The organism is Mucilaginibacter sp. OK268, assembly GCF_900103125.1.
GTDB lineage: Bacteria > Bacteroidota > Bacteroidia > Sphingobacteriales > Sphingobacteriaceae > Mucilaginibacter.
In genome coordinates, this window is record NZ_FNJV01000003.1 from 718,902 (window position 1) to 740,486 (window position 21,585).

Here is a 21,585-nt window from a genome sequence, read left to right on the forward strand (position 1 = left end):
CACTATTTTTTCTATTTTTCTGCCCGATATGAAAAAACACCACCTGCTCCTGATATTGCCTGTTTTTCTGCTGATACTTTTTTGCTCCATCCCGGCACAAGCAAGGAAAAGTAAAACGATATATTACATTAACCCGCAAACCGGTAACGATCAAAATACAGGTAAAGACAGCCGCCATGCCTGGAAAACATTTGCCCCACTCAACCAGCTGACCCTTTTAGCCGGCGATCAGGTGAATATCATAACCCCTGGCGATTTCCATAACTCTTTAATATTAAATGCCAAAGGAAGCAGTGCGGCGCACATTACTCTTAATTTCGCGCCCGGAATCTATAATTTTTACCCTGATGGCGCTTTAAAAAAACAATTCCAGATCTCCAATACCAATGATGTACCCGACGGAATGAAAGCCATCGCTTTATATGTAAACAATTGCCGGTTTGTGGACATCAAAGCGCGTGGCGCCAAACTGGTGATGCGGGGTAAAATGATCGAAACCTGTGTTGATCACAGCGAAAACATCAGCATTGATGGCATCACTTATGATTATTATCGCCCTACCGTATCTGAGTTACAGGTAGTCAATACCGGCGAGCATTTTGCCGATTTAAAAATTCATCCCGAATCAAAATACAGCATTCAAGACAGCCTGTTGACCTGGCAGGGAGAAGGCTGGCAACACAAACCCTTCTGGTTATGGCAGGTACTCGACCCGCAAACCGGGGATCTGCAGCGTACGGATATTGCGGTAGATGGTATCCGGTATACCGAAACAGGCACCAACCAGGTGCGCGCTTATTTTAAAAAGAATCCGGGCTTTAAAATCGGGTTGATATACCAAAACCGAGATGTAACCCGCGATTGCGCGGGCATATTTATGCAGCGCAGTAAAAACATTACCCTTAAAAACATCCACATTAATTTTATGCATGGCATGGGTGTGGTGAGTCAATTTTGCCAGAATATCCGTATGGATAGGATCAGTGTGCGGCCCGATCCAGCTTCCGGGCGTACCTGCGCCGCCTGGGCAGATATCCTGCATTTTTCGGGCTGCCGGGGTAAGATCGAGATCAGTAATTCCTATCTATCAGCTGCTAATGACGATGCCATCAATATCCACGGCACTTATTTACGGGTGATCAACACCACAAAGCCTCAACAAGTACTGGTGCGTTTTATGCATAACCAAACCTATGGTTTTGATGCTTTTACCCCGGGCGATAGTATAGCTTTTATCCATGCCGAAAGCCTGCGGGAATACAGCAACAATGTGGTAGTGCAGGCGCATAAGATCAATGATAAAGATTTCCTGCTCACGCTTAAAACCCCTGTTCCCGCGCATATCGACCCAACAGATGTCATTGAAAACACAACCTGGACGCCCCAAATTTGGATCCACCACGATACCGTAGCCCGCATACCTACACGGGGGATACTGGTCACCTCGCGTCGTAAAACAGTGATCGAAAACACCCTTTTTCTGCATCCGCACATGAGCGGTATATCCATTGCCAACGATGCCGCCAGCTGGTATGAATCGGGCATGGTCAAAAACGTAACCATCCGCCATAATCAATTTATACAATGCGGCGAACCTGCTATTATCATCTGCCCGGAAAACACCCGGTCAGACGGCCCGGTGCATCAAAACATAACTATTACAAATAACCAGTTCAACTTGCAGGGCTTGCACGTACTTTCTGCCAAAAGCACTTCGGGGATCATCTTTAATAACAATACCATCAAGGCAGAAAAGGCTTTTGATATTAAAAAGGGTTTGGAGCTGAAAGATTGTGTGGATGTAAAGGTGTCGGGGAATATTATTGGGAATTAGATTGTAAGATAAAATAAACGCCTTGTCATTTCGAACGAGGTACGAGGAGAAATCTTTTGCGCTGTGCAAGTGGGACCTTATATGCAGCAGAAGATTTCTCTCTCCGTTCGAAATGACAACTTCTTTATTTCAGCCTGTGGTTGGTGTTATCACCGTACCATTCCCACCCTTTCTCCCCTTCCTGAAAAATTTTAAAACCATTTTAGAAAAAGAATTCTTATATATGCCCCCGATATTGTTAAAATCAATTTTACATTATGATCATTGAACCCAGAATTCGCGGCTTTATTTGTTTAACTACACATCCAAAAGGCTGCGAGCAAAACGTAATAAACCAAATCAATTACGTTAAATCAAAAAACAACCCTGCGGGTACCAAAAAAGCGCTCATTATTGGCGCGTCCACCGGTTTCGGTCTTTCTTCCAGAATCACCAGCGCATTCGGATCGGGAGCGGCCACCGTGGGCGTTTATTTTGAAAAGCCACCGGCACCCGGCAAACCGGCATCTGCGGGCTGGTATAATACCGCCGCTTTTGAAAAACAGGCCCATGCAGCCGGTTTATATGCCAAAAGCATCAACGGTGACGCTTTTTCTGACGAGATCAAACAAAAAACCATCGACCTGATCAAAGCGGACCTGGGACAGGTTGACCTGGTAATCTACAGCCTGGCTTCACCACGTCGTACTAACCCCAAAACCGGTATAACCCATAACTCTGTATTAAAGCCTATTGGAGAATCTTTTACAAATAAAACCGTCGATTTTCATACCGGTGTGGTATCCGAAATCTCTATCAACTCCGCTACTGACGAAGAAATAGCTAATACCGTGGCCGTAATGGGTGGCGAAGACTGGCAATTTTGGATCAACGATCTGAAAGCCGCCGGCGTACTGGCCGATGGCGCTATTACCGTTGCCTATTCTTATATCGGTCCGGCAGTTACCGAAAAGGTATACCGCAAAGGCACTATCGGCAGAGCTAAAGATCATTTGGAGGCCACTGCTAAACAGATCAGCGAGCAATTGAAAGATATCAATGGTAAAGCACTGGTATCGGTCAACAAAGCGCTGGTAACCCAGGCAAGTTCGGCCATCCCGGTTATTCCGTTGTACATTTCGCTACTGTATAAGATCATGAAAGCCGAAGGCACGCAGGAAGGTTGTATTGAACAGATACAACGCTTATTTGAGCAACGCCTGTTTACCGGTGGCACTATCCCTACAGATGCAGAAGGCAGGATCCGTGTGGACGACTGGGAAATGAACCCCGAAGTGCAAGCTCAAATAGCCAAACTATGGCTGGAAGCGACCACCGAAACCCTACCCGATCTGGGCGACCTGAAAGGCTATAGAACCGATTTCCTGAACCTGTTTGGTTTTGACGTTCCCGGTGTAAATTACCAGGAAGATGTTGACGAAATGGTAGAGATACCGGGATTGGTAGGATAAAGCCTCACCCCAACCAACTAATCATGTCATTGCGAGGAGGAACGACGAAGCAATCTCCTCACTGTTCTTATCCGTGAGAACGCGAGGAGATTATTAATGCAGTTAATTGTTTTTTACGGTATTAATGAGCTCCCTCCGGTCGGTTGTCCACGCTATCGCTCGCAATGACATATTCAATTAATTCCGAAACCATATAGAAAAAAGGCCTGTCAGTCTGAGCTTGTCGAAGACTCGGGCGCAGAGGCCTCCCACCATGGTTCGACGAGCTCACCATGACACCCTGTATTTAAAATACCCTACTCCACATACTCCAATATATCGCCTGGCTGGCAGTTCAGGATCCGGCATATGGCATCCAGCGTTTCTAATCGTATGGCTTTGGCTTTTCCGGTTTTCAGGATAGACAGATTGGCCATAGTAATACCCATTTTTTCGCTAAGCTCGGTTAACGACATTTTTCGTTTGGCCATCATAACATCCAGATTTACAACTATGGGCATCGTTAAACGGTTAGATCTTGCTCGTCTTTTAATTTCTTCCCTTGACGGAAAGCTTTAAACAGCAGTAAAAATATAATTCCCACAACTATAATTTTCCAGTCGTTACTCCATGCCCAGGTATTCAACACAACATCATCTGTAAAATAACTACTGAATACCGGGTACATCAGCAGGTTGAGTAAAAACGACACTATCGGAAATCCCAATAAACTCAGGGAAATAAGCTTTAAACGGAACACGTTTTCACTGGTAAAGGAAAAGCCTTTGGATACATCAACAATAAATTTCAAAAATGCCGCTATCAGGTAAAATATGTAAACGACCATCAACATCAGCGTAACGAACATCACAATATTTACTGTATTCCTTAACCGCTCACTTACGGGTATCATGATATGGTTCTGTAAAGTATTATACCTGAATTTAACCGGAATATCTGCCATGTGGATCTTGTAATTTTTTGATCCATCTTTTTTTGGTACTATTTTATCAACAATGGCTTTCCTGATATAGGATTGCTTGTGTTCCACATGAAATACAACAGAATCTAAATTATAATAGTCAAAGGTGGCATGCTTTACCTTCCAGCCGGGAAGTTCAATGTAGTATTGTTTTATACCCGGTATATTCCCTCTATTGAGATCTACGGTACAGGTATCGCAAAGCATCCCGCCGCCCATACCCATCAATCCTCCCATTTGGGCACCTCCCAAACCAAGAAACTCGCCGTTTTTTAACAGGCGTGTAATTTTGATCTTATTTTTCAGGTCCAGGTATTGACTATAAGGCAGGTCTGTAGAAGCAGAAGGATCGATGTCTGGTAAATGATTATTCCAGCTATAGCTATCACCCGGCATCGTTTTGCCATGAATAATGGTATTACCACTTGTAAAAAAAAAGCTACCACCTATTATAATGACGTAAAAAACAATTACACCTATTATAAATAAATTAACCACCAGGTTAGTATTGATTTTAATCTTCATGATTCTATCTACGGTTTAGTGATACAATAATAAATATACTTTATTGCAAAACAAATATATTTTATTGTTTTACAATAAATAATTATTGTTATTTGAAACATAATCTACATGCAATACATATGAGAAACAAAAATAAAAGGTCATCCTGAACTTGTTTCAGGATCCCTCAGGACAGGGTTAACAGCCATGTCGTACACCTTGCTTGTGGGATGCCGAAACAAGTTCGGCATGACTTCGATTTTGGGCAAAAGTAGTCCCCTTAAGACAGATTCAGGGGATTCCCCATCAACGTCCGGGTCATTGCTTCGTGATTGTTCAAAAAGTATTGGGTGATCAGGAAGTGCTCGGTTTCTTCGTATTTTACTTTGTGTATGCCATCCTCATCCAACTGATAAATAACTGCATTGGGATAAGCGAGTAAAATAGGCGAATGGGTAGCTATAATAAACTGCGAATTGGCTTGTACGAGCTCATGAATGGCCGATAGGGCAGCCAATTGCCTTGCCGGCGATAAAGCCGCTTCAGGCTCATCAAAAATGTAAAGGCCATTGCCCGAAAGCCGGTGGGTTAGCGTGGCCATGAACGATTCGCCGTGCGAGCACTCGTGCAGGGAAGGCACGCCATAGTTACCTTGTATAAACCCCTTACCCGCTTCTTCCAGGTAAGTAGCTACGTTATAGAAGCTCTCTGCCCGCAGAAAGAAGTAATCGGCGGGCTTGCGATAACTTTTGGAGCTGCCCAGATAATCAAACAAAACCGAGGCATTTTGATGGGTCTTGGTCTGCATACTTTTACTGCCGCCCTCAATACCAAAGCCCAGGTGCAGGGCTATAGCTTCTATCAACGTTGATTTACCCGAGCCATTTTCGCCTATAATAAAAGTAACATCCCGGTGAAAAGCCATCGACGACAAATTCTTCACCGCGGGGATATGAAAAGGGTACGCATCAAATGACGACACCGACTCGCGCTTAAGCGATATTTGCTGCAGATAGGGCTTTGCTTCCATGGCTTGGTAAATTTAAGGAAGAAAAGAAATAATATCGAATAATGAATTTTGAATATCGAACACCGAATCTTTTACTTCGTTATTCAACGTTCGATGTTCAGTGTTCGATATTAAACCTGAAGGCCTTGCAGGTTCCGCACAATTTTCGTATCTTTAAGTATACCAAGGGCCAGCCCTGCTTACTTTGAAAATTGTAAGCAGGGCTGTTTGGTTAAAGGACAAAAACGTCCGAAAAACCGACCGTTTTGTATGTAGTTATTTGAATACCAATAAATTAATACTTTTTAAACCTTTCAAAACCGTGTTAAAATTTGTTAAAAAGTGTTAAAATCGATGGTTTTGAATAAGTTTTGAGCAATTTTCGATTCGTTTTCACCTCATTTCAGGGCAAAAAAGTGTTAAAATAAAGGTTTAAAAAGTCACCCGGGTACAGGAGGAGGTTTGAATTTTGTAAGTTTTGTTTTTTGCTGATAAAAACGTCGGCCGGAATCAGGGCAAAAGTTTTGAACACTCATTTTTCGCGCCTTTACTATTGTTGATATTTTTATCCCATCTGGCATCAATCTTACTTTCCCCTTTCGGCTCAAAACCTTAATTTCGCTGATTCAAGAAAAGAGGAAAAGATTTTGGATTATCTACAGGGTTTAAACCCCGAACAAAGGGCTGCGGTTGAACAAACCGAAGGACCGGTAATGATTATTGCCGGCGCCGGATCTGGCAAAACAAGGGTTATTACATACAGAGTGGCACACCTGGTACGCAAAGGTGTCGACTCCTTTAACATACTGGTATTAACATTTACCAACAAGGCCGCCCGCGAAATGCGCGAGCGTATTACCCATGTGGTGGGTCCCGAAGCCAAAAATATCTGGATGGGTACTTTCCACTCGGTATTTGCCAAGATACTGCGCGTGGAAGCCGATAAAATTGGCTACCCAAGCAATTTTACCATTTACGATACCGACGACAGCAAAAGCGTACTACGGGCTATTTTAAAGGAAATGAACCTGGATGATAAGCTGTACAATGTAAACTTTGTGCTCAACCGCATATCAGCTTCTAAAAACAACCTTATTTCGTGGCAGGAGTATCAGAAAAATGAACAGATCCAAGCCGACGATTTTTCGAGCGGTCGCGGGCAATTGGGACTTATTTACCAGACCTATGCCACCCGCTGTTTCAGGGCGGGCGCTATGGATTTTGACGATTTACTGTACAAAACCAACGAACTGCTGAAACTGCACCCCGATACGCTGAACAAGTATCAGCATAAGTTTAAATACCTCATGGTGGATGAGTATCAGGATACTAACTTTTCGCAATACCTGATTGTAAAAAAACTGGCTGCCGTAAATGAAAACCTGTGTGTGGTGGGTGATGATGCGCAAAGTATCTATGCCTTCCGTGGTGCCAATATCCAGAACATTCTCAACTTTGAAAAGGATTACCCTGATCTGAAAGTGTTTAAACTCGAGCAAAACTACCGCTCTACCCAAAACATTGTAAATGTTGCCAACAGCATCATCAGCAATAATAAGGATCAGCTTAAAAAGAACGTTTTTTCTGAAAAGGAAAGCGGTGATAAAATAAAGGTAATGCGTGCCTTCAGCGATAACGAAGAAGGTAAAATGGTAGCCGAAACCATTATGCAGGACCGCAGTCTGAAAGGCCGAAAATGGCATGATTTCGCGATCCTGTACCGCACCAACGCGCAATCACGATCAATGGAGGAAGCCCTGCGCAAGTTGGGTATCCCCTATAAAATATATGGCGGACTGTCCTTTTATCAACGCAAGGAGATCAAGGATCTGATAGCTTATTTCCGGCTTACCTTTAATCCTAACGACGAGGAAGCCTTGAAACGGGTGATCAACTACCCTAAAAGGGGCATTGGCGATACTTCGGTTGATAAGATCATTGTAAGTGCCGATCAGCATGGCATCACCCCATGGGAAGTGATTGTGGAGCCGGGCAAATACCTGGAAGGAAAAATATCGGGCGCGGTAGGCACCTTTGCTACCATGATCCAGAGTTTCCAGGTGCTGGCCAAATCAAAATCGGCCTATGAATCGGCCTTGTATATCGCGCAGCATTCCGGCTTATTGAAAGATTTGTATGAAGATAAATCAGTTGAAGGACTTAACCGTTATGAGAACATACAGGAATTAATGAACGGTATCAAGGAATTTTCGGAAAGGGAAGACATTGAAGAAAAAGGACTCGACGTTTTTATGCAGGATGTGGCCCTGCTCACCAATGATGATAAGGACAAGGAGAAAGATGCCGATACGGTATCATTGATGACCATTCACTCCAGTAAAGGATTGGAATTTCCGCAGGTATATGTGGTAGGTCTGGAAGAGAACCTGTTCCCGTCGCAAATGTCGCTCAATTCGCGCAGCGACCTGGAAGAGGAACGCCGGCTGTTTTATGTAGCTGTTACCCGTGCCGAAACCAAACTGACCATCAGTTATGCCACATCGAGGTTTAAATTCGGCACGCTCATTAGCTGTGAGCCAAGCCGTTTCCTGGACGAGATAGATGCCAAATACCTGGAGCTTGACTACAGCGCTAAACCGGCAAGCAGCGGTAACGCGTTCTTTGACGACGATCGTAAAGCCTGGAGCGGCGGCAAACAAGCTGATGCCTTCTCCAAGCCCAAACCGGCAACATCGGCCCCGGTTAAAACCACATCCATATTGGCTAAAGCACACGTGCCATCGCCAAACTTTAAACCATCTGATACTTCAAACCTACAGGTGGGTATGGAAGTGGAGCATGAACGTTTTGGTTTTGGAAAGGTATTGAGCCTGGAAGGTAATAAACCAGACATTAAGGCAACCATATTTTTTAAAGAAATTGGTCAGAAACAATTACTGCTTAAGTTTGCCAAACTCTATATCGTTAATAATATCAACTGAAGGTTAAGCTCTGTTTTCGTGTAAATAATTCCCCATTTTTTTTAACATCCCGTTAAACGGCAAGGTATTCCCGATAGTTTTAACGGGAATGAATGATGGCATACCATTTGGATATGTTCCCTTAGTTAATTATGAGGAAACATTGATATGAACGACAGCACCAAAAAGAAGACGAACAAATCCGTTGGAAAAAACATCAGAACTTTACGTCACCAACGCGGATGGAGCCAGGAGGATGTGGCCAACCGGTTAGGTATTTCTATTCCGGCTTTTTCAAAGATCGAAACCGGTGTAACCGATATTAACCTGTCGAGATTGGAACAGATTGCCAATATATTTGAAATAACAGTTGCGCAAATTTTAAGTGTTGAAGAAGGTGAGGTAGACCTTACTCCATCAAACCTGAGCATCGCCCAGAAAAAATTGGTAGATAGGGAATCGGAAATAGCGAGCCTGCAGCGCAAAGTGATTTTACTTTATGAAGAATTGCGAAACAAAAGCATTTTAGTCCTATAATTTAATAATGTGTTCTGTAAACCTTACAGTTACACCTTTTATGCTACATACCTTGATATAAATTGTCGATTAATTTAATCTACATCAATTAAATATTGGTTAACAATATTTAATTTTAGTAAATTTTTCAAGAAAAAGGCAAATAAGTTGACACAATTTCATTTTATATCTCATATAATTTAAAATTGGAGTAAAAATTGTGGCATAAACATTTTTTATCATAAAAAATGTTTATGTCAAATTATCTTATATCTATTTCAAAAAACCAGGCTTTGAAAGATGGGACCATTCATGACCCCAAAAGCAAACTTAAAGTTAAGGTATTCGATCTTTTACAATCAAGGTTTAAACCCAGGAAGGGTGAAGTTAGATTTTTTGTTACCGCTGGTGATGAAACATTGGCCTTTGAAACCGAGGGTTATGACAAACACCGCCAATTGCTTATCCTGCAAATGATATCCAGATATTGTATTTACCTGGGCCTTATTGAGGCACAAATACACTCTACCTGGCCAAGCGCTTTTAATCTGGGCTGATCAGTATAAAAAAACAGAGCTGTTTCAGGGGTTGCTATTATGCGAAGGGCCGTGCAGCATATCGCTCATTTCAATTATTTTTTCGTCAATTTCCGAAACACATTTGTCCATCATAGTGATACATTCTTCCTGATCAACCAGCCCTTCCTTTTCCAGGTTTATTAAACCACGCAAGGTAGCAATCGGCCCCCTGATCTGGTGCGAAAGATAAGAGGAATGTTCAGAAAGCTTTTTGTTTTTGATCTGCAGGTCTTTTGTTCTTTCATCGATGATCTCCTCCAGGTGATGGTTTATCCGGTCAAGGTTATCCTTTTGTCTTAAAACCTCTCCGTTGAGCATAGTAAGCTGCGCATTAGTTTTGGCCTTTCGTTTCACATTACCAACTAATAAGCCAATTACCACCAGTAATAAACCAGCTACAGTGCTCACAGCCCAGAAACGGGAACGTTCATAAGCTTGCCTGTTGGCAATAAGTTCATTTTCTTTTGCCTGCTCTTCCTGCTTGCGTTTGGCCTCAATCAGATTCATCTGTACAGATACATTCGTTTTATACGTTGCGCTGTCCAATTTATATATCTCTCTTAGTGATGATAAGGCGCTTTCAAAATTCTTTCTGTTAAGTTCCAGCTCATAAGTGGTATACTTATAATCATATTCCAATTTGGGGTCTTTAACCAATTGAGTGTAGGCTGTACCTTCCCGTACCATTTTTTCGGCATCATCAAACTTACGCTGTGCCATATACAACGAGGCCAGCGTAAGATTGATACTGGCTACGGATTCGTTCAGATCTCTTGCCTTGGCTCCTCTGTTAGCTTCCAGCAGCAAACCAAGTGCTTTGTCATAATCCTTTAACTTAAAGTATATCACCCCTCTGTTTAACAGACATTGTATCAGATTAACGGAATCCTGCAATTTACTGAACAGATGATAGCTTTTATCATAATAACTAAGGGCCTGATGCAGATTGTTTTTACGATTATAGGTATTTCCAATGTTCAGGTAGGAAGCAGCTATCAATTTATTATCACTAATTTTTTGGGCAATAGCCAGCGATTTATTTAAATAAACCAGGGAGCGGTCATAGTCATGATCACGAAACAATACCCCTATATTGTTATAAACTTTAGCTTCGCCCCTAAGATTATTGCTCTTGCCAAAATAAGCCAACGCGTTAAGGTAATTATCAATGGCTTTTTCGGGCTGGTCAAGGTAATATTTTCCAATACCTATAACACGATAAGATTCTGCAATTCCATCTAAATAACTGAGTTTAGTAGCCAGCGTTAAGGCTTTAGTTGCATCCTCGACTGTTTGTTTTGGATCAGTTAACCTATTTGCATAAGCCTGGCTATTTAAATTTACTACCTCGTTTGTATCCTTAGCCACCACCTCATTAATATCCCTTGCATATACAGTAAGTGTTATAAAAAAAAATAAAAAAAATGTACAGTTTTTTTTCATTAAAGCACTTTTACGGTCATTTAGCGTGAAAGTTATGAATTATGCTGTAATATATCCAATAACTAAGATAAAAACGTTGTTGAAAACTTTTTTATTTTTTTTACCTAAAAAACAAAAAACATATTTATATTTGCAGTGTTAATTAATTGATATACAATAGATTGAGTATAAATATTATAATATTTATACAACATAAAAATAGCATATCACGCTTCAAATTAAAGCATAAAAATACTTAAGAGGCTATATTTTAAACTATTATACTATCTGATCAATTAAAATAAATAAAAAAACAACAAAAGTTTTAGTAAGCATACAACTAACGCCTCTAAAACTACTGTTTTTTTTCAAGAAAAGGACATGAATTATTATACATAAGGTTAAAATAATTACCCCGTATAACATTGATTATCAAATTAAAATTTAAAACAATATAACAACCGTTTAAACATATGGTAAACCGGTTGCAGACAAGTTAAACACACGTATTGTTAAATATTAGTTACAGTATTATTTAACAATAGTTAATTAAATATAATATCAATATAAATATTAACCAGCATGAAAAGAACCATCCTATTGGCATTGCTTATAGTAAGCACAGGAGTTTTATCGTCATCATCAAAAAAGACCGCAGAATTACCAGTGGCAACTTTTAACAAAACAGCTACCGGGTTTAAAAGAGATTTAGGCAGCGCCGACTAAGCTTTTAAATTCCACACTAAATATTAACTGAATCTGTACAGCATTAGATATATAAGTCATGAAAAAACTGATCATCATTACACTAGCTATTCTTTTTACCGGCATTATTTCATCTTGCCAAAAAGTAAGTGTACGCACCGAGCTCATCGGTACACACTCATTTACCAATGGCTTTAAAAGAGACTTGGGCAGCGCCGATTGATCTTTATTAACCATGACTACAAACACGCTTAAATTATTTGGTCAAATGAAAAAACTGCCTGCAATAATATTTACAGAAATGAGTACCAGCGTATTGTTGTCTCAAAAAGAAAACACAGTGCCGCATCGACCAAATGAACATTTAGCCTCCAACAGGATTTAAACAATACTGATTAAACCTGTATACAAATACAACTTAGAATAATTTAACAAAGACAAAAATATTCATCCCCCACAAACAAATTTTAAAAAAACATCATGAAAAAGTCAACAATCATAACAGCTTTAGCATTAAGCGCTTTCCTAACTTCTTCAGTTTACAGTTCAAACATTTCGACTCCAGATGGAGACAAAACAGCTACTGTATCTGGCCCTAAAAGAGATTTAGGTTCTGCTGATTTCGCTGCCGTATCTGGTCCTAAAAGAGATTTAGGCTCTGCTGACTTCGCTGCTGTGTCTGGTCCTAAAAGAGATTTGGGTTCTGCTGATTTCGCTGCCGTATCTGGTCCGAAAAGAGATTTAGGTTCTGCTGACTTCGCTGCTGTGTCTGGTCCCAAAAGAGATTTAGGTTCTGCTGATTTCGCTGCCGTATCTGGCCCAAAAAGAGATTTAGGCTCTGCTGACTTCGCTCTTGCATCTGGTCCGAAAAGAGATTTAGGCTCTGCTGACTTCGCTCTTGCATCTGGTCCGAAAAGAGATTTGGGTTCTGCTGACTTCGCTCTTGCATCTGGCCCAAAAAGAGATTTAGGCTCTGCTGACTTCGCTCTTGCATCTGGTCCGAAAAGAGATTTAGGCTCTGCTGACTTCGCTCTTGCATCTGGTCCGAAAAGAGATTTGGGTTCTGCTGATTTCGCTGCTGTGTCTGGTCCGAAAAGAGATTTGGGTTCTGCTGATTTCGCTGCCGTATCTGGTCCTAAAAGAGATTTAGGCTCTGCTGACTTCGCTCTTGCATCTGGTCCGAAAAGAGATTTAGGCTCTGCTGACTTCGCTCTTGCATCTGGTCCGAAAAGAGATTTGGGTTCTGCTGATTTCGCTGCTGTGTCTGGTCCGAAAAGAGATTTGGGTTCTGCTGATTTCGCTGCCGTATCTGGTCCTAAAAGAGATTTAGGTTCTGCTGACTTTGCCGCATAATTATTTATACAGGTAAATCACCTTCCTTATATATACGCAACAGTTCATGCCATTAAACCGCATGAACTGTTGCTGTTTTAAGTCAATAAACATCAATATATTTGCTGCAAATTGATAACTATGCAGCATATAAAACAGTATGTAGACGAAAACAAACAACGTTTACTTGACGAGTTGTTTGAGCTTTTACGTTTCCCTTCGGTTAGCGCCGATCCTAAATACAAACCCGACGTTTTAAAAACCGCCGATTACGTAGCACAAAAACTACGCGACGCGGGCGCCGATAAAGTGGAAGTTTGCCAAACCGCCGGTTATCCCATTGTTTACGGCGAAAAAATAGTTGATCCTTCAAAACCTACCGTATTGGTATACGGGCATTATGATGTGCAGCCACCAGATCCGCTGGAGCTTTGGAAAACCCCACCATTTGAACCAACCGTACGCGATGGTAAAATATATGCCCGCGGCGCCTGTGATGATAAGGGACAGTTTTACATGCATGTAAAAGCGTTTGAATTGATGATGCAAACCAATACCCTGCCCTGCAATATCAAATTCATGATAGAAGGCGAAGAAGAAGTAGGTTCATCAAACCTGGCTATTTTTGTAAAAGCCAATAAAGAACGCCTGAGAGCCGATGTGGTATTGATATCAGACACCTCGATGATCAGCATGGAGCATCCTTCGTTGGAGACTGGTCTGCGTGGCCTGTCCTACCTGGAAGTTGAAGTAACCGGTCCTAACCGCGATCTGCACTCTGGTGTTTATGGTGGCGCGGTAGCTAACCCGGCGACTATACTGGCCAAAATGATCGCATCTCTACATGACGAAAACAATCACATCGCTATCCCTGGATTTTATAATGATGTAGTTGATCTTACTCCTGTAGAACGTACTGCACTTAACAATGCACCTTATAATGAGGCCGAGTATAAAAAAGACCTGGATGTACAGGAGCTTTGGGGCGAAAAGGGTTATACTACTTTTGAGCGTACCGGCACCCGTCCCACTTTGGAAGTAAACGGTATTTGGGGTGGTTACATTGGCGAAGGTGCCAAAACGGTATTACCATCAAAAGCAAGCGCCAAAATATCCATGCGTCTGGTACCCAACCAAACTAGCGAAAAGATCACCGAGCTTTTCACCAAACACTTTTTAAGCATAGCCCCGGCAAGCGTTAAAGTAAAGGTAACCCCACATCATGGCGGCGAACCAGCTGTAACACCAACCGATAGCGTGGCCTATCGTGCGGCCCAGAAAGCCATAGCCGAGTCATTTGGTAAAGACCCGATACCTACACGCGGTGGCGGCAGTATCCCTATTGTGGCTCTGTTTGAGGCCGAGCTTGGTCTTAAAACCGTACTGATGGGTTTTGGTCTGGATAGCGACGCATTACACTCTCCAAATGAAAAATATGATATTTTCAATTACTATAAGGGCATTGAAACTATCCCATTATTCCACAAATATTTTGCGGAATTAAGTAAGTAGGGATAAAGGATTTTTGGATCAAAGAACAAGGATTACAAGAAAGCCCGGCAGTTTTCGAACTGCCGGGCTTTTTCATAAAAGGAAGTCATGCCGAACTTGTTTCGGCATCCCATAAGCTGCATATACATCATGCAGGCAGACCACCCTGTGAAGCCGAAACAAGTTCGGTATGACGGGCTCTTATCTTATAAAGACTACACCCCCTCCAACCCATACTGCTTTAATACATCTGCAGGCACCCCCTCCCATTTACCGGGCGAATTTCCTTTGTAACCCAAATCGGCAATACCAATTTTACTGGTGAAAAAACCGATGGCCGTCAGTTCACGCATTTTATTAAAAAAAGTAACGCCCGGTAGCATATCCGGTTTGGCCAGCATAGGATAGGCGATCTGGCTGCATATAGCTTCCTGCTGTTGTGGGGTACAGCCTTTAAATTCGTTGCCATAAAGGTTCAAACATTTCACATCCAGCCAGCGCAGGCCACCCCGCATAGGTAAGGCGTGTTCGGGTTCATCCTTGACAATAAACTCTATAAAATCGACCACTTTGGCATCTGAGGCGCTGCCGCTATGCTCGTCCCTGGGGATAATAATATCGGCCAGCACGATTATCGTAGCCAGTTCATGATCGGTAAAGTACTTTTCAGTCAGTAGGTGTTTTTCCCGTTCGGTTTCATAAGTCAGGCGACCGGGTTCGGCTGTTACTTTACCATCTTCTGTTTTAACATCAGGGTTTGTTTTGCAGGCATCCAGCAACACTACTGTTGATACCGATAAACCTATGGCTTTTAAACTCTCTCTTCTGTTCATGGCTTACACGTTTAGTTTTCGTTTCTGATCTAAAATATATTCGGCTGTGCGCATCGAGAGCGTGAGGATTGTCCAGGTGGGGTTCTTTTCAGATTGCTGGGTAAATGCAGCACCATCCACCACAAAAAGATTTTTACAATCATGCGCTTGGCACCATTTATTCAATGCCGATTTGCCTGCCTTATCGCCCATACGTACCGTACCTACCTCATGAATACCCTTACCCGGTTTATCCAGGCCATAGTTTTTGTCGGCTCCCACCGGCTGTCCCAGCGGAATGCCCCCCATGGCTTTGATAATTTCCTGGGTAGTTTGCTGCATGTGCCGGGCTTGCTTTATTTCCTCATCGCCCCATTTATAGTTAAAACGTAATACGGGGATGCCGTATTTATCGACCACACTATTATCTATCTCGCAGTAGTTGTCTTCTTTGGCAATATCGGTACCGTGACAGCCTACTCCGGCCATTGTACCGTAAAAACGACGGTAATCTTCTTTCAATGATTTGCCAAAGCCACCACCAGGTTTCATCTTACCATCGGCGCCGGGTAAATACCCATTGATATAAGGTACCAGCGTGCCCTCAAACCCCAAATACCCCCCGTACGATGGCATCATCATACCGCCAAAGATCTCCAGGTGATATCCCCGGGCAAAGTCGAGCTTTTTATGATCGCCCCACCAGGGTGCGTACAGGTGCAGGCTACCCACACCGTCTTCATTAAACCGTTTACGATTGAGCAGTTGAGGCATAATAGCAGCGCCGCCGGTTTGGGTAGAGTCATGCAGATATTTCCCAACCACATTACTACTGTTGGCCAAGCCATTGGGATGCTGTGCCGATTTTGAGTTGAGCAATATACGCGCCGACTCACACGTACCCGCCGCCAGGATCACTGTTTTGGCCTTTACACTGTACTCCTGCATATCGTTTTTATTGATATAAGATACACCATTAGCCAAACCATCGGATCCGGTCTGTATCTCGCGCACCACGGCATTGGTGATCACAGTAAGGTTGCCTGTTTTGATGGCTGGGATCACCAGGCAGGAGGAAGCCGAAAAGTCGGCATATATTTTACAGCTGCGGTTACATTGCCCGCAAAAAAAGCAGGCGCCCCTGTCCTTATTACCCGGTAGCGGCACAGTAAGTACAGAACCACGCCCGGCAATTACTTTGATCCCCAGCCCGGTAGCTGCCTTTTTCACAAACAGCTCGTTAAGCCGAGGTTTGGGGGCTGGTAAAAAGATCCCGTCCGGGTCGTTTTCCAATCCTTCATTGCTGCCATATACACCGATGAGCCGGTCTACCTTATCATAATAGGGCTTGATATCATCATAGGTAATGGGCCAATCATCGCCTGCACCAAAGCTGCTGTAACATTTAAAATCTTTAGGGCCCATGCGTAAGGATATGCGTGCCCAGTGATTAGTACGCCCACCCAGCATTTTGGCCCGGAACCATTTAAAATCAGTATCGCCCTTTTGCGTATACGGTTCGCCATCAATATCCCATCCACCATACGCCGCGTCAAAATCGCCCATGGGCCGGGTGGCATTACCACCACGACGCGGCGACTCATAGGGCCATTTGAGTTGCAGCGAATCTTTAGCCGGGTCAAAAAAAGGCCCGGCTTCCAGCATCAGCACTTTTATTCCGGCATGGGCCAGCACATAACCGGCCATACCACCACCTGCGCCCGAGCCAATGATCACTATATCATATACCTCGGCCGACTTTTTGATCTGAATATCTTTCATATCGGGATGGGTTAAGCGGCTTTACCGGCCTTTTCAACTAATTTCTTGGTAGCGATAACACCCGCGTCATCATCCAGGTAATTGCTTTGCGGGGCGTACATCTTAAACAAGCCGCCTTCATATTCAATACTCACCCAGCCATTGAAACCCGATTTTTTAATAATGCCGAACATTTTATAATAATCGGTCTCGGTATCATTGCCTGCTGCATCAAACGTGTGGCTTTTGGCGTGTACACCCTTGGCATAGGGCATTAGCTCGGTAATACCTTTGTACCTGTCGTACTCTTCCAGGCATTTGGTTTTCATGTAGGCATCCATGGTTTGCGCTTCGGGTTTAGTGCGGTTGATACAGAAGTTACCAAAATCGGCCAGGGTGCCACAATGTTTATTATTAACGCTTTTCATTACCCCGGCCAACCAGGCGCCGTTGCAGGAGATCCCTACATGATTTTCTACAATCACATCTATCTTGCTTTTACTTCCGTATGCTATGAGTTTAGCCAGACTGTCAGCAGCAGCTTTGGCCACTTCTTCGGGTGCCCCTTCGCCTTCTACATTTACCCTGATCATGGGGCAACCCAATAAAGCAGCGGCATCTATCCATTTATAATGATTTTCGATAGCTTTGGTGCGTTCGGCAGCATCCAAATGCCCCAGAACTCCTTCCCCATCAACCATAATACGCAGGTTGTAGCAACCATTATCTGCCGATCGTTTTTTCAATTCATTTAAAAACGTGCTATCCTCTGCCTTATCAGCAAAAAACATGGAGCAGTAATCTAATCCTTCAATACCGAAGGTAGTTTTCGTCTTCATTGGAAAATCAAGCGGATCTAGCTTTTTGCTCCAGAACTGGCTCGCCAGCGAAAACTGCGATAAGGCAAGCTTAAAAAACAGTCCATCAGCTTTATGTTCTGTTTTTGCATACAAAAAATCCGGAATGCTGGCAGCTATACCAATCCCGGCCGCACCCATTGCGGCACGGGTAATAAAATCTCTTCTGTTTAATGTCATAACTGGTTAATGGTAAAAGGAGGTTTCTATTTGGTAAATTTTACACAATAAAGTTATGGCTTAATTTCTATTTTGCAAATTTTACTAAATAGAAATTTATTAGTTTAATTTAAGATATATTTGATGTACCCTAACTTATATGGAAACCACAAACGAACTACAAGATTTTATTATCAACGGGTATAAACATTATATACCACACATATCTATTGATGCCGCCATATTTGGCTATCACGATCACCAGTTAAAAATATTATTATCGGGTTTCAAATCATTAGGAGGTTATTGCCTTCCCGGAGGATACATTAAACGTACAGAAACCCTGGATGAGGCTGCCAACCGCATTGTAGCCGAAAGAACCAGCCTGACAGACCTGTATCTGCAGCAATATAAAACCTTTGGCGATCCAGACCGCATTAAGTGGAATGAGTTAGATTTTGAAAAATTTTCGGAGAAGCTGGGCATACCTTATTTTAAAGATAGCTGGCTCATAGACCAAACAATTTCTGTGGGGTACTACGCTCTTACCGATTTTTCGCTGGTTACACCGAAGGCAGGTCTAATGTCCGACTCTTGTGACTGGTTCAATATCGACGAGATTCCACCCCTGTTATATGATCACGACCAGATGGTTAAAGATGCCCTCCATACCCTGCGCGTGCAGCTGTACTATTACCCTATAGCCGAAAAACTGTTGCCTGCCAAATTCACTTTGACCGAGATACACGCGGTTTATGAAACTCTGTTAGGCAAAAAACTCGACATCCGGAATTTCCCCAAAAAGCTGGTGTTTTTAGGACTAATTAAAAAATTGAACGAGAAACGAAATATCGGGCCGCACCGGGCACCTTTTTTATACAAATTTGATCTGAAAAAATACACTAAGGCCCTGGAAACCGGCACAACATTGACGTAGATATGACAACATTTTATTCACATTAAATAAATACAATAATATGACAGTTTTCGTTATATTTACTTGAAACAAAAGCACCTGATAGAAAGTATTATTCATATATATAAAACATACTATTATGGAAATCAAGGAAAAATCAAAAGGCGAAACTGTAAAGGAAGTAAGGGAGGTTAAAAACACTAAAGCCGAAAAGGACACAACGGCAAAAAGCGCTAACAGATTTAAGCGTAAGCCGCTGTTATAAACCATACGATGGGGCCCCGGCAAACACCGCGGCCCCCATTGCCTAAATCTTAAAATGCTCACAATGGGCCAAAAAGGCCTCGTTTGCATCGGCGCCGATGCCTGGTTCATCCCCGATGTTTAACTGGTAACCTTCGTAGCTTACACCACCAATGCAGGGATCTTCCAAATGGCCCAGCATACAGGTATCCATATCATAAAACTGAATATTAGGGCTGGCATATACAAAATGCAGCTTAGCGCTCAGGCCAATGCGGCTCTCGAGCATCCCACCCATCATACAAGCAATCCCTTTGGAGGCGGCTTCATCATGGATCTGTTTAGCTTCCAGTATCCCGCCCGATTTTGACATCTTGATATTGATATAATGACAGGAGCCACTGTTGATCTGTTTGCGGGCATCATGATGGTTATATACGCTTTCATCAGCCATGATCTTAACGGGCGATAACTGCATCAGCTGTGGTAAACGGTCATCATACCAGGTGCGCATAGGTTGTTCACAAAACTCAATATCATATTGCCCCATGGCCTGCAGGGCAAAAACAGCATCGTCAAAACTCCAGCCCTGGTTAGCGTCAATACGGATTTTGATATCGCTGCCCACAGCCTCCCGGATCTGACGGATGCGTTCCACATCTTCCACGGCATTCTTGCCCAGCTTCACCTTCAGGATAGTAGCACCAGTTGCTTTAAAATCAAGTGCCTTAAGCGCCATCATGTGCGGTCCGGCAATGCCTATGGTGATGTCTGATTCTATTTCGCGGCGTTCGCCTCCCAACAATTGATATAAAGGCACACCGGCGTTTTTGGCGGCAATATCAAACAGGGCGATATCAAAGGCGCTTTTAATGGTGGTATTACCGGCCGTAAAATTGTGCAGCTGCTGCATCCGGGCAGGTATATCCAGGGCATCATGACCTTTCCAAAGTTTGGCAAATTCACGGGCCATTACCAGGCAGGTATCCTGCGTTTCGCCCACGATCATGGGGAAGGCCGAGCACTCTCCCACACCATAAAAACCGGCATCGGTATGTACCCGGATAAAAACATTCTGCGCATGATCCATAGTTCCCGTTGCAATGGTAAAAGGCTCCATGGGGATGCTGAAACGGTATATATCAATATGGGTAATGATTATTTTATCTTTCACGGGAATAGAAGATTATATTTATGATTGTCTAAAGTAACATTTTGCGCCAATAATTTGCACATTGATACTATTACGTTATATTTGCGTTACTACAATATTAGTAACAATTCAATTTTAGCCTCATATCCCAAATTCACGGGCATTTGTCTGGCTAAATTTAAATCCTTCTTAATAATAACATTACAACAGCATAAACATGGCTCAACAAAACACGCCTGAATTTGACTATAATTCAACCAGGAATAAACTTATCCTGTCAGAATATGGCCGCAACGTACAAAACATGGTAAAATACATTGTTGCGTTGCCTACTAAAGAAGAACGTAACCGCTACGCGCAAGTAGTGATTGACCTGATGGGTTTTTTAAACCCGCACCTGCGCGATGTGGCCGATTTTAAACATAAGCTTTGGGATCACCTGCACATTATATCTGATTACCAGATAGACGTAGACTCGCCATATCCAAAACCATCGCCCGAGGCTATCCATATTAAACCGCAGCCTTTAAGATATCCGCACCAGCGCATCAAATATAAGCACTATGGCAAAACCATTGAGCTGATGATCGAAAAAGCCAAAAGCATTGATGACGCCGATCGTAAACGCCACATGGTACAGGCCATAGCCAATTTTATGAAAATGGCTTATGTGCAGTGGAACAAGGATTCGGTTGCCGACGAAAGTATCCTGGCCGATCTGTACGCATTATCAGGCGGTACGCTGAAACTGGAAGAAAACATCAACCTTAACCGTGTTGAATTTCGTCCTAACCAAAACAACAGCAATAACAACCAAAACAACCGCGGGCGCAGCAATCAGAACAATAATCAAAACAACCGCGGGCGCAGCAATCAGAACAATAATCAAAACAACCGCAGCAACAATAACAACCAAAACAATCGCAACCGTAATAACGGCGGCGCTAAGAAATACTAGTT

At 42.7% G+C, this 21,585-nt stretch carries 20 protein-coding genes; 12 read left to right on the forward strand and 8 right to left on the reverse strand.

All coding sequences use genetic code 11. The features are described from left to right. The first annotated feature begins 28 nt into the window (after positions 1–28). The gene (locus tag BLR84_RS13335; RefSeq protein WP_090468664.1) at positions 29–1,834 is read left to right on the forward strand and encodes a right-handed parallel beta-helix repeat-containing protein; all 1,806 of its coding nucleotides are present in this window, start codon (positions 29–31) and stop codon (positions 1,832–1,834) included. A gap of 257 nt (positions 1,835–2,091) precedes the next feature. Further along, positions 2,092–3,285 (forward strand): enoyl-ACP reductase FabV, encoded by a 1,194-nt coding sequence (fabV, locus tag BLR84_RS13340; protein WP_090468666.1) that lies wholly within the window; start codon positions 2,092–2,094, stop codon positions 3,283–3,285. A gap of 296 nt (positions 3,286–3,581) precedes the next feature. Here fabV and BLR84_RS13345 read toward each other — a convergent pair whose 3' ends face one another. The 3 genes from BLR84_RS13345 to BLR84_RS13355 form a co-directional block, all read right to left on the reverse strand. Continuing rightward, positions 3,582–3,785, reverse strand: a complete 204-nt coding sequence (locus BLR84_RS13345; RefSeq protein ID WP_090468668.1) for a helix-turn-helix domain-containing protein — start codon at positions 3,783–3,785, stop codon at positions 3,582–3,584. Positions 3,786–3,787: 2 nt separating this feature from the next. Next, positions 3,788–4,771, reverse strand: coding sequence for a DUF2975 domain-containing protein (locus tag BLR84_RS13350; protein ID WP_090468670.1), 984 nt, complete (start codon positions 4,769–4,771; stop codon positions 3,788–3,790). Positions 4,772–5,030: 259 nt separating this feature from the next. Next, on the reverse strand, positions 5,031–5,780 hold the full coding sequence (locus BLR84_RS13355) for an AAA family ATPase (RefSeq protein WP_090468672.1): 750 nt from the start codon (positions 5,778–5,780) through the stop codon (positions 5,031–5,033). A 626-nt stretch (positions 5,781–6,406) separates the two neighbouring features. Here BLR84_RS13355 and BLR84_RS13360 point away from each other — a divergent pair. The 3 genes from BLR84_RS13360 to BLR84_RS13370 all read left to right on the forward strand — a co-directional run bounded on the left by BLR84_RS13360 (position 6,407) and on the right by BLR84_RS13370 (position 9,753). Further along, entirely contained in the window at positions 6,407–8,701 is a 2,295-nt protein-coding gene (locus BLR84_RS13360) for an ATP-dependent helicase (RefSeq protein WP_090468674.1), read from the forward strand. A 147-nt stretch (positions 8,702–8,848) separates the two neighbouring features. Continuing rightward, entirely contained in the window at positions 8,849–9,217 is a 369-nt protein-coding gene (locus BLR84_RS13365; protein ID WP_076374337.1) for a helix-turn-helix domain-containing protein, read from the forward strand. Positions 9,218–9,450: 233 nt separating this feature from the next. Next, positions 9,451–9,753 carry a hypothetical protein gene (locus BLR84_RS13370; RefSeq protein ID WP_090468675.1) on the forward strand — a complete coding sequence of 101 codons (303 nt, stop codon included), beginning with the start codon at positions 9,451–9,453 and terminating at the stop codon, positions 9,751–9,753. A 24-nt stretch (positions 9,754–9,777) separates the two neighbouring features. On the opposite strand, the gene BLR84_RS13375 is transcribed toward BLR84_RS13370, so the two are convergent. After that, positions 9,778–11,217, reverse strand: a complete 1,440-nt coding sequence (locus BLR84_RS13375; protein WP_090468677.1) for a tetratricopeptide repeat protein — start codon at positions 11,215–11,217, stop codon at positions 9,778–9,780. Positions 11,218–11,778: 561 nt separating this feature from the next. On the opposite strand from BLR84_RS13375, the gene BLR84_RS30015 reads away from it, so the two are divergent. From BLR84_RS30015 to BLR84_RS13385, 4 genes are all read left to right on the forward strand, one after another. Further along, complete coding sequence (locus BLR84_RS30015) at positions 11,779–11,922, forward strand: hypothetical protein (RefSeq protein WP_176852055.1); 144 nt, start codon at positions 11,779–11,781, stop codon at positions 11,920–11,922. 58 nt (positions 11,923–11,980) lie between these two features. Continuing rightward, positions 11,981–12,124: a hypothetical protein gene (locus BLR84_RS30020; protein WP_176852056.1), complete on the forward strand. Its 144-nt coding sequence runs from the start codon at positions 11,981–11,983 to the stop codon at positions 12,122–12,124. Between the two features lie 257 nt (positions 12,125–12,381). Then, positions 12,382–13,254, forward strand: coding sequence for a hypothetical protein (locus BLR84_RS30025; protein WP_176852057.1), 873 nt, complete (start codon positions 12,382–12,384; stop codon positions 13,252–13,254). A 120-nt stretch (positions 13,255–13,374) separates the two neighbouring features. Continuing rightward, positions 13,375–14,745, forward strand: a complete 1,371-nt coding sequence (locus BLR84_RS13385; protein ID WP_090468679.1) for a dipeptidase — start codon at positions 13,375–13,377, stop codon at positions 14,743–14,745. A gap of 194 nt (positions 14,746–14,939) precedes the next feature. Here the strand turns inward: BLR84_RS13385 and BLR84_RS13390 are convergent, their stop codons facing one another. From BLR84_RS13390 to BLR84_RS13400, 3 genes are read right to left on the reverse strand one after another with little or no spacing between them, the layout of a single operon-like run. Next, positions 14,940–15,557, reverse strand: coding sequence for a gluconate 2-dehydrogenase subunit 3 family protein (locus BLR84_RS13390; protein WP_090468681.1), 618 nt, complete (start codon positions 15,555–15,557; stop codon positions 14,940–14,942). Positions 15,558–15,560: 3 nt separating this feature from the next. Beyond that, complete coding sequence (locus BLR84_RS13395; RefSeq protein WP_090468683.1) at positions 15,561–17,318, reverse strand: GMC family oxidoreductase; 1,758 nt, start codon at positions 17,316–17,318, stop codon at positions 15,561–15,563. An 11-nt stretch (positions 17,319–17,329) separates the two neighbouring features. Next, complete coding sequence (locus BLR84_RS13400) at positions 17,330–18,334, reverse strand: sugar phosphate isomerase/epimerase family protein (protein ID WP_090468684.1); 1,005 nt, start codon at positions 18,332–18,334, stop codon at positions 17,330–17,332. 139 nt (positions 18,335–18,473) lie between these two features. Between BLR84_RS13400 and BLR84_RS13405 the strand changes: the two genes are divergently transcribed. Beyond that, positions 18,474–19,250, forward strand: a complete 777-nt coding sequence (locus BLR84_RS13405) for an NUDIX hydrolase (protein WP_090468686.1) — start codon at positions 18,474–18,476, stop codon at positions 19,248–19,250. 118 nt (positions 19,251–19,368) lie between these two features. Beyond that, positions 19,369–19,494 carry a hypothetical protein gene (locus BLR84_RS30375; RefSeq protein WP_255366937.1) on the forward strand — a complete coding sequence of 42 codons (126 nt, stop codon included), beginning with the start codon at positions 19,369–19,371 and terminating at the stop codon, positions 19,492–19,494. 42 nt (positions 19,495–19,536) lie between these two features. Here BLR84_RS30375 and BLR84_RS13410 read toward each other — a convergent pair whose 3' ends face one another. After that, the gene (locus tag BLR84_RS13410; RefSeq protein WP_090469311.1) at positions 19,537–20,634 is read right to left on the reverse strand and encodes a mandelate racemase/muconate lactonizing enzyme family protein; all 1,098 of its coding nucleotides are present in this window, start codon (positions 20,632–20,634) and stop codon (positions 19,537–19,539) included. 208 nt (positions 20,635–20,842) lie between these two features. On the opposite strand from BLR84_RS13410, the gene BLR84_RS13415 reads away from it, so the two are divergent. After that, a complete protein-coding gene (locus tag BLR84_RS13415; protein WP_090468688.1) occupies positions 20,843–21,583 on the forward strand; it encodes a DUF4290 domain-containing protein in 741 nt (246 codons plus the stop codon). Positions 21,584–21,585 lie beyond the last annotated feature (2 nt).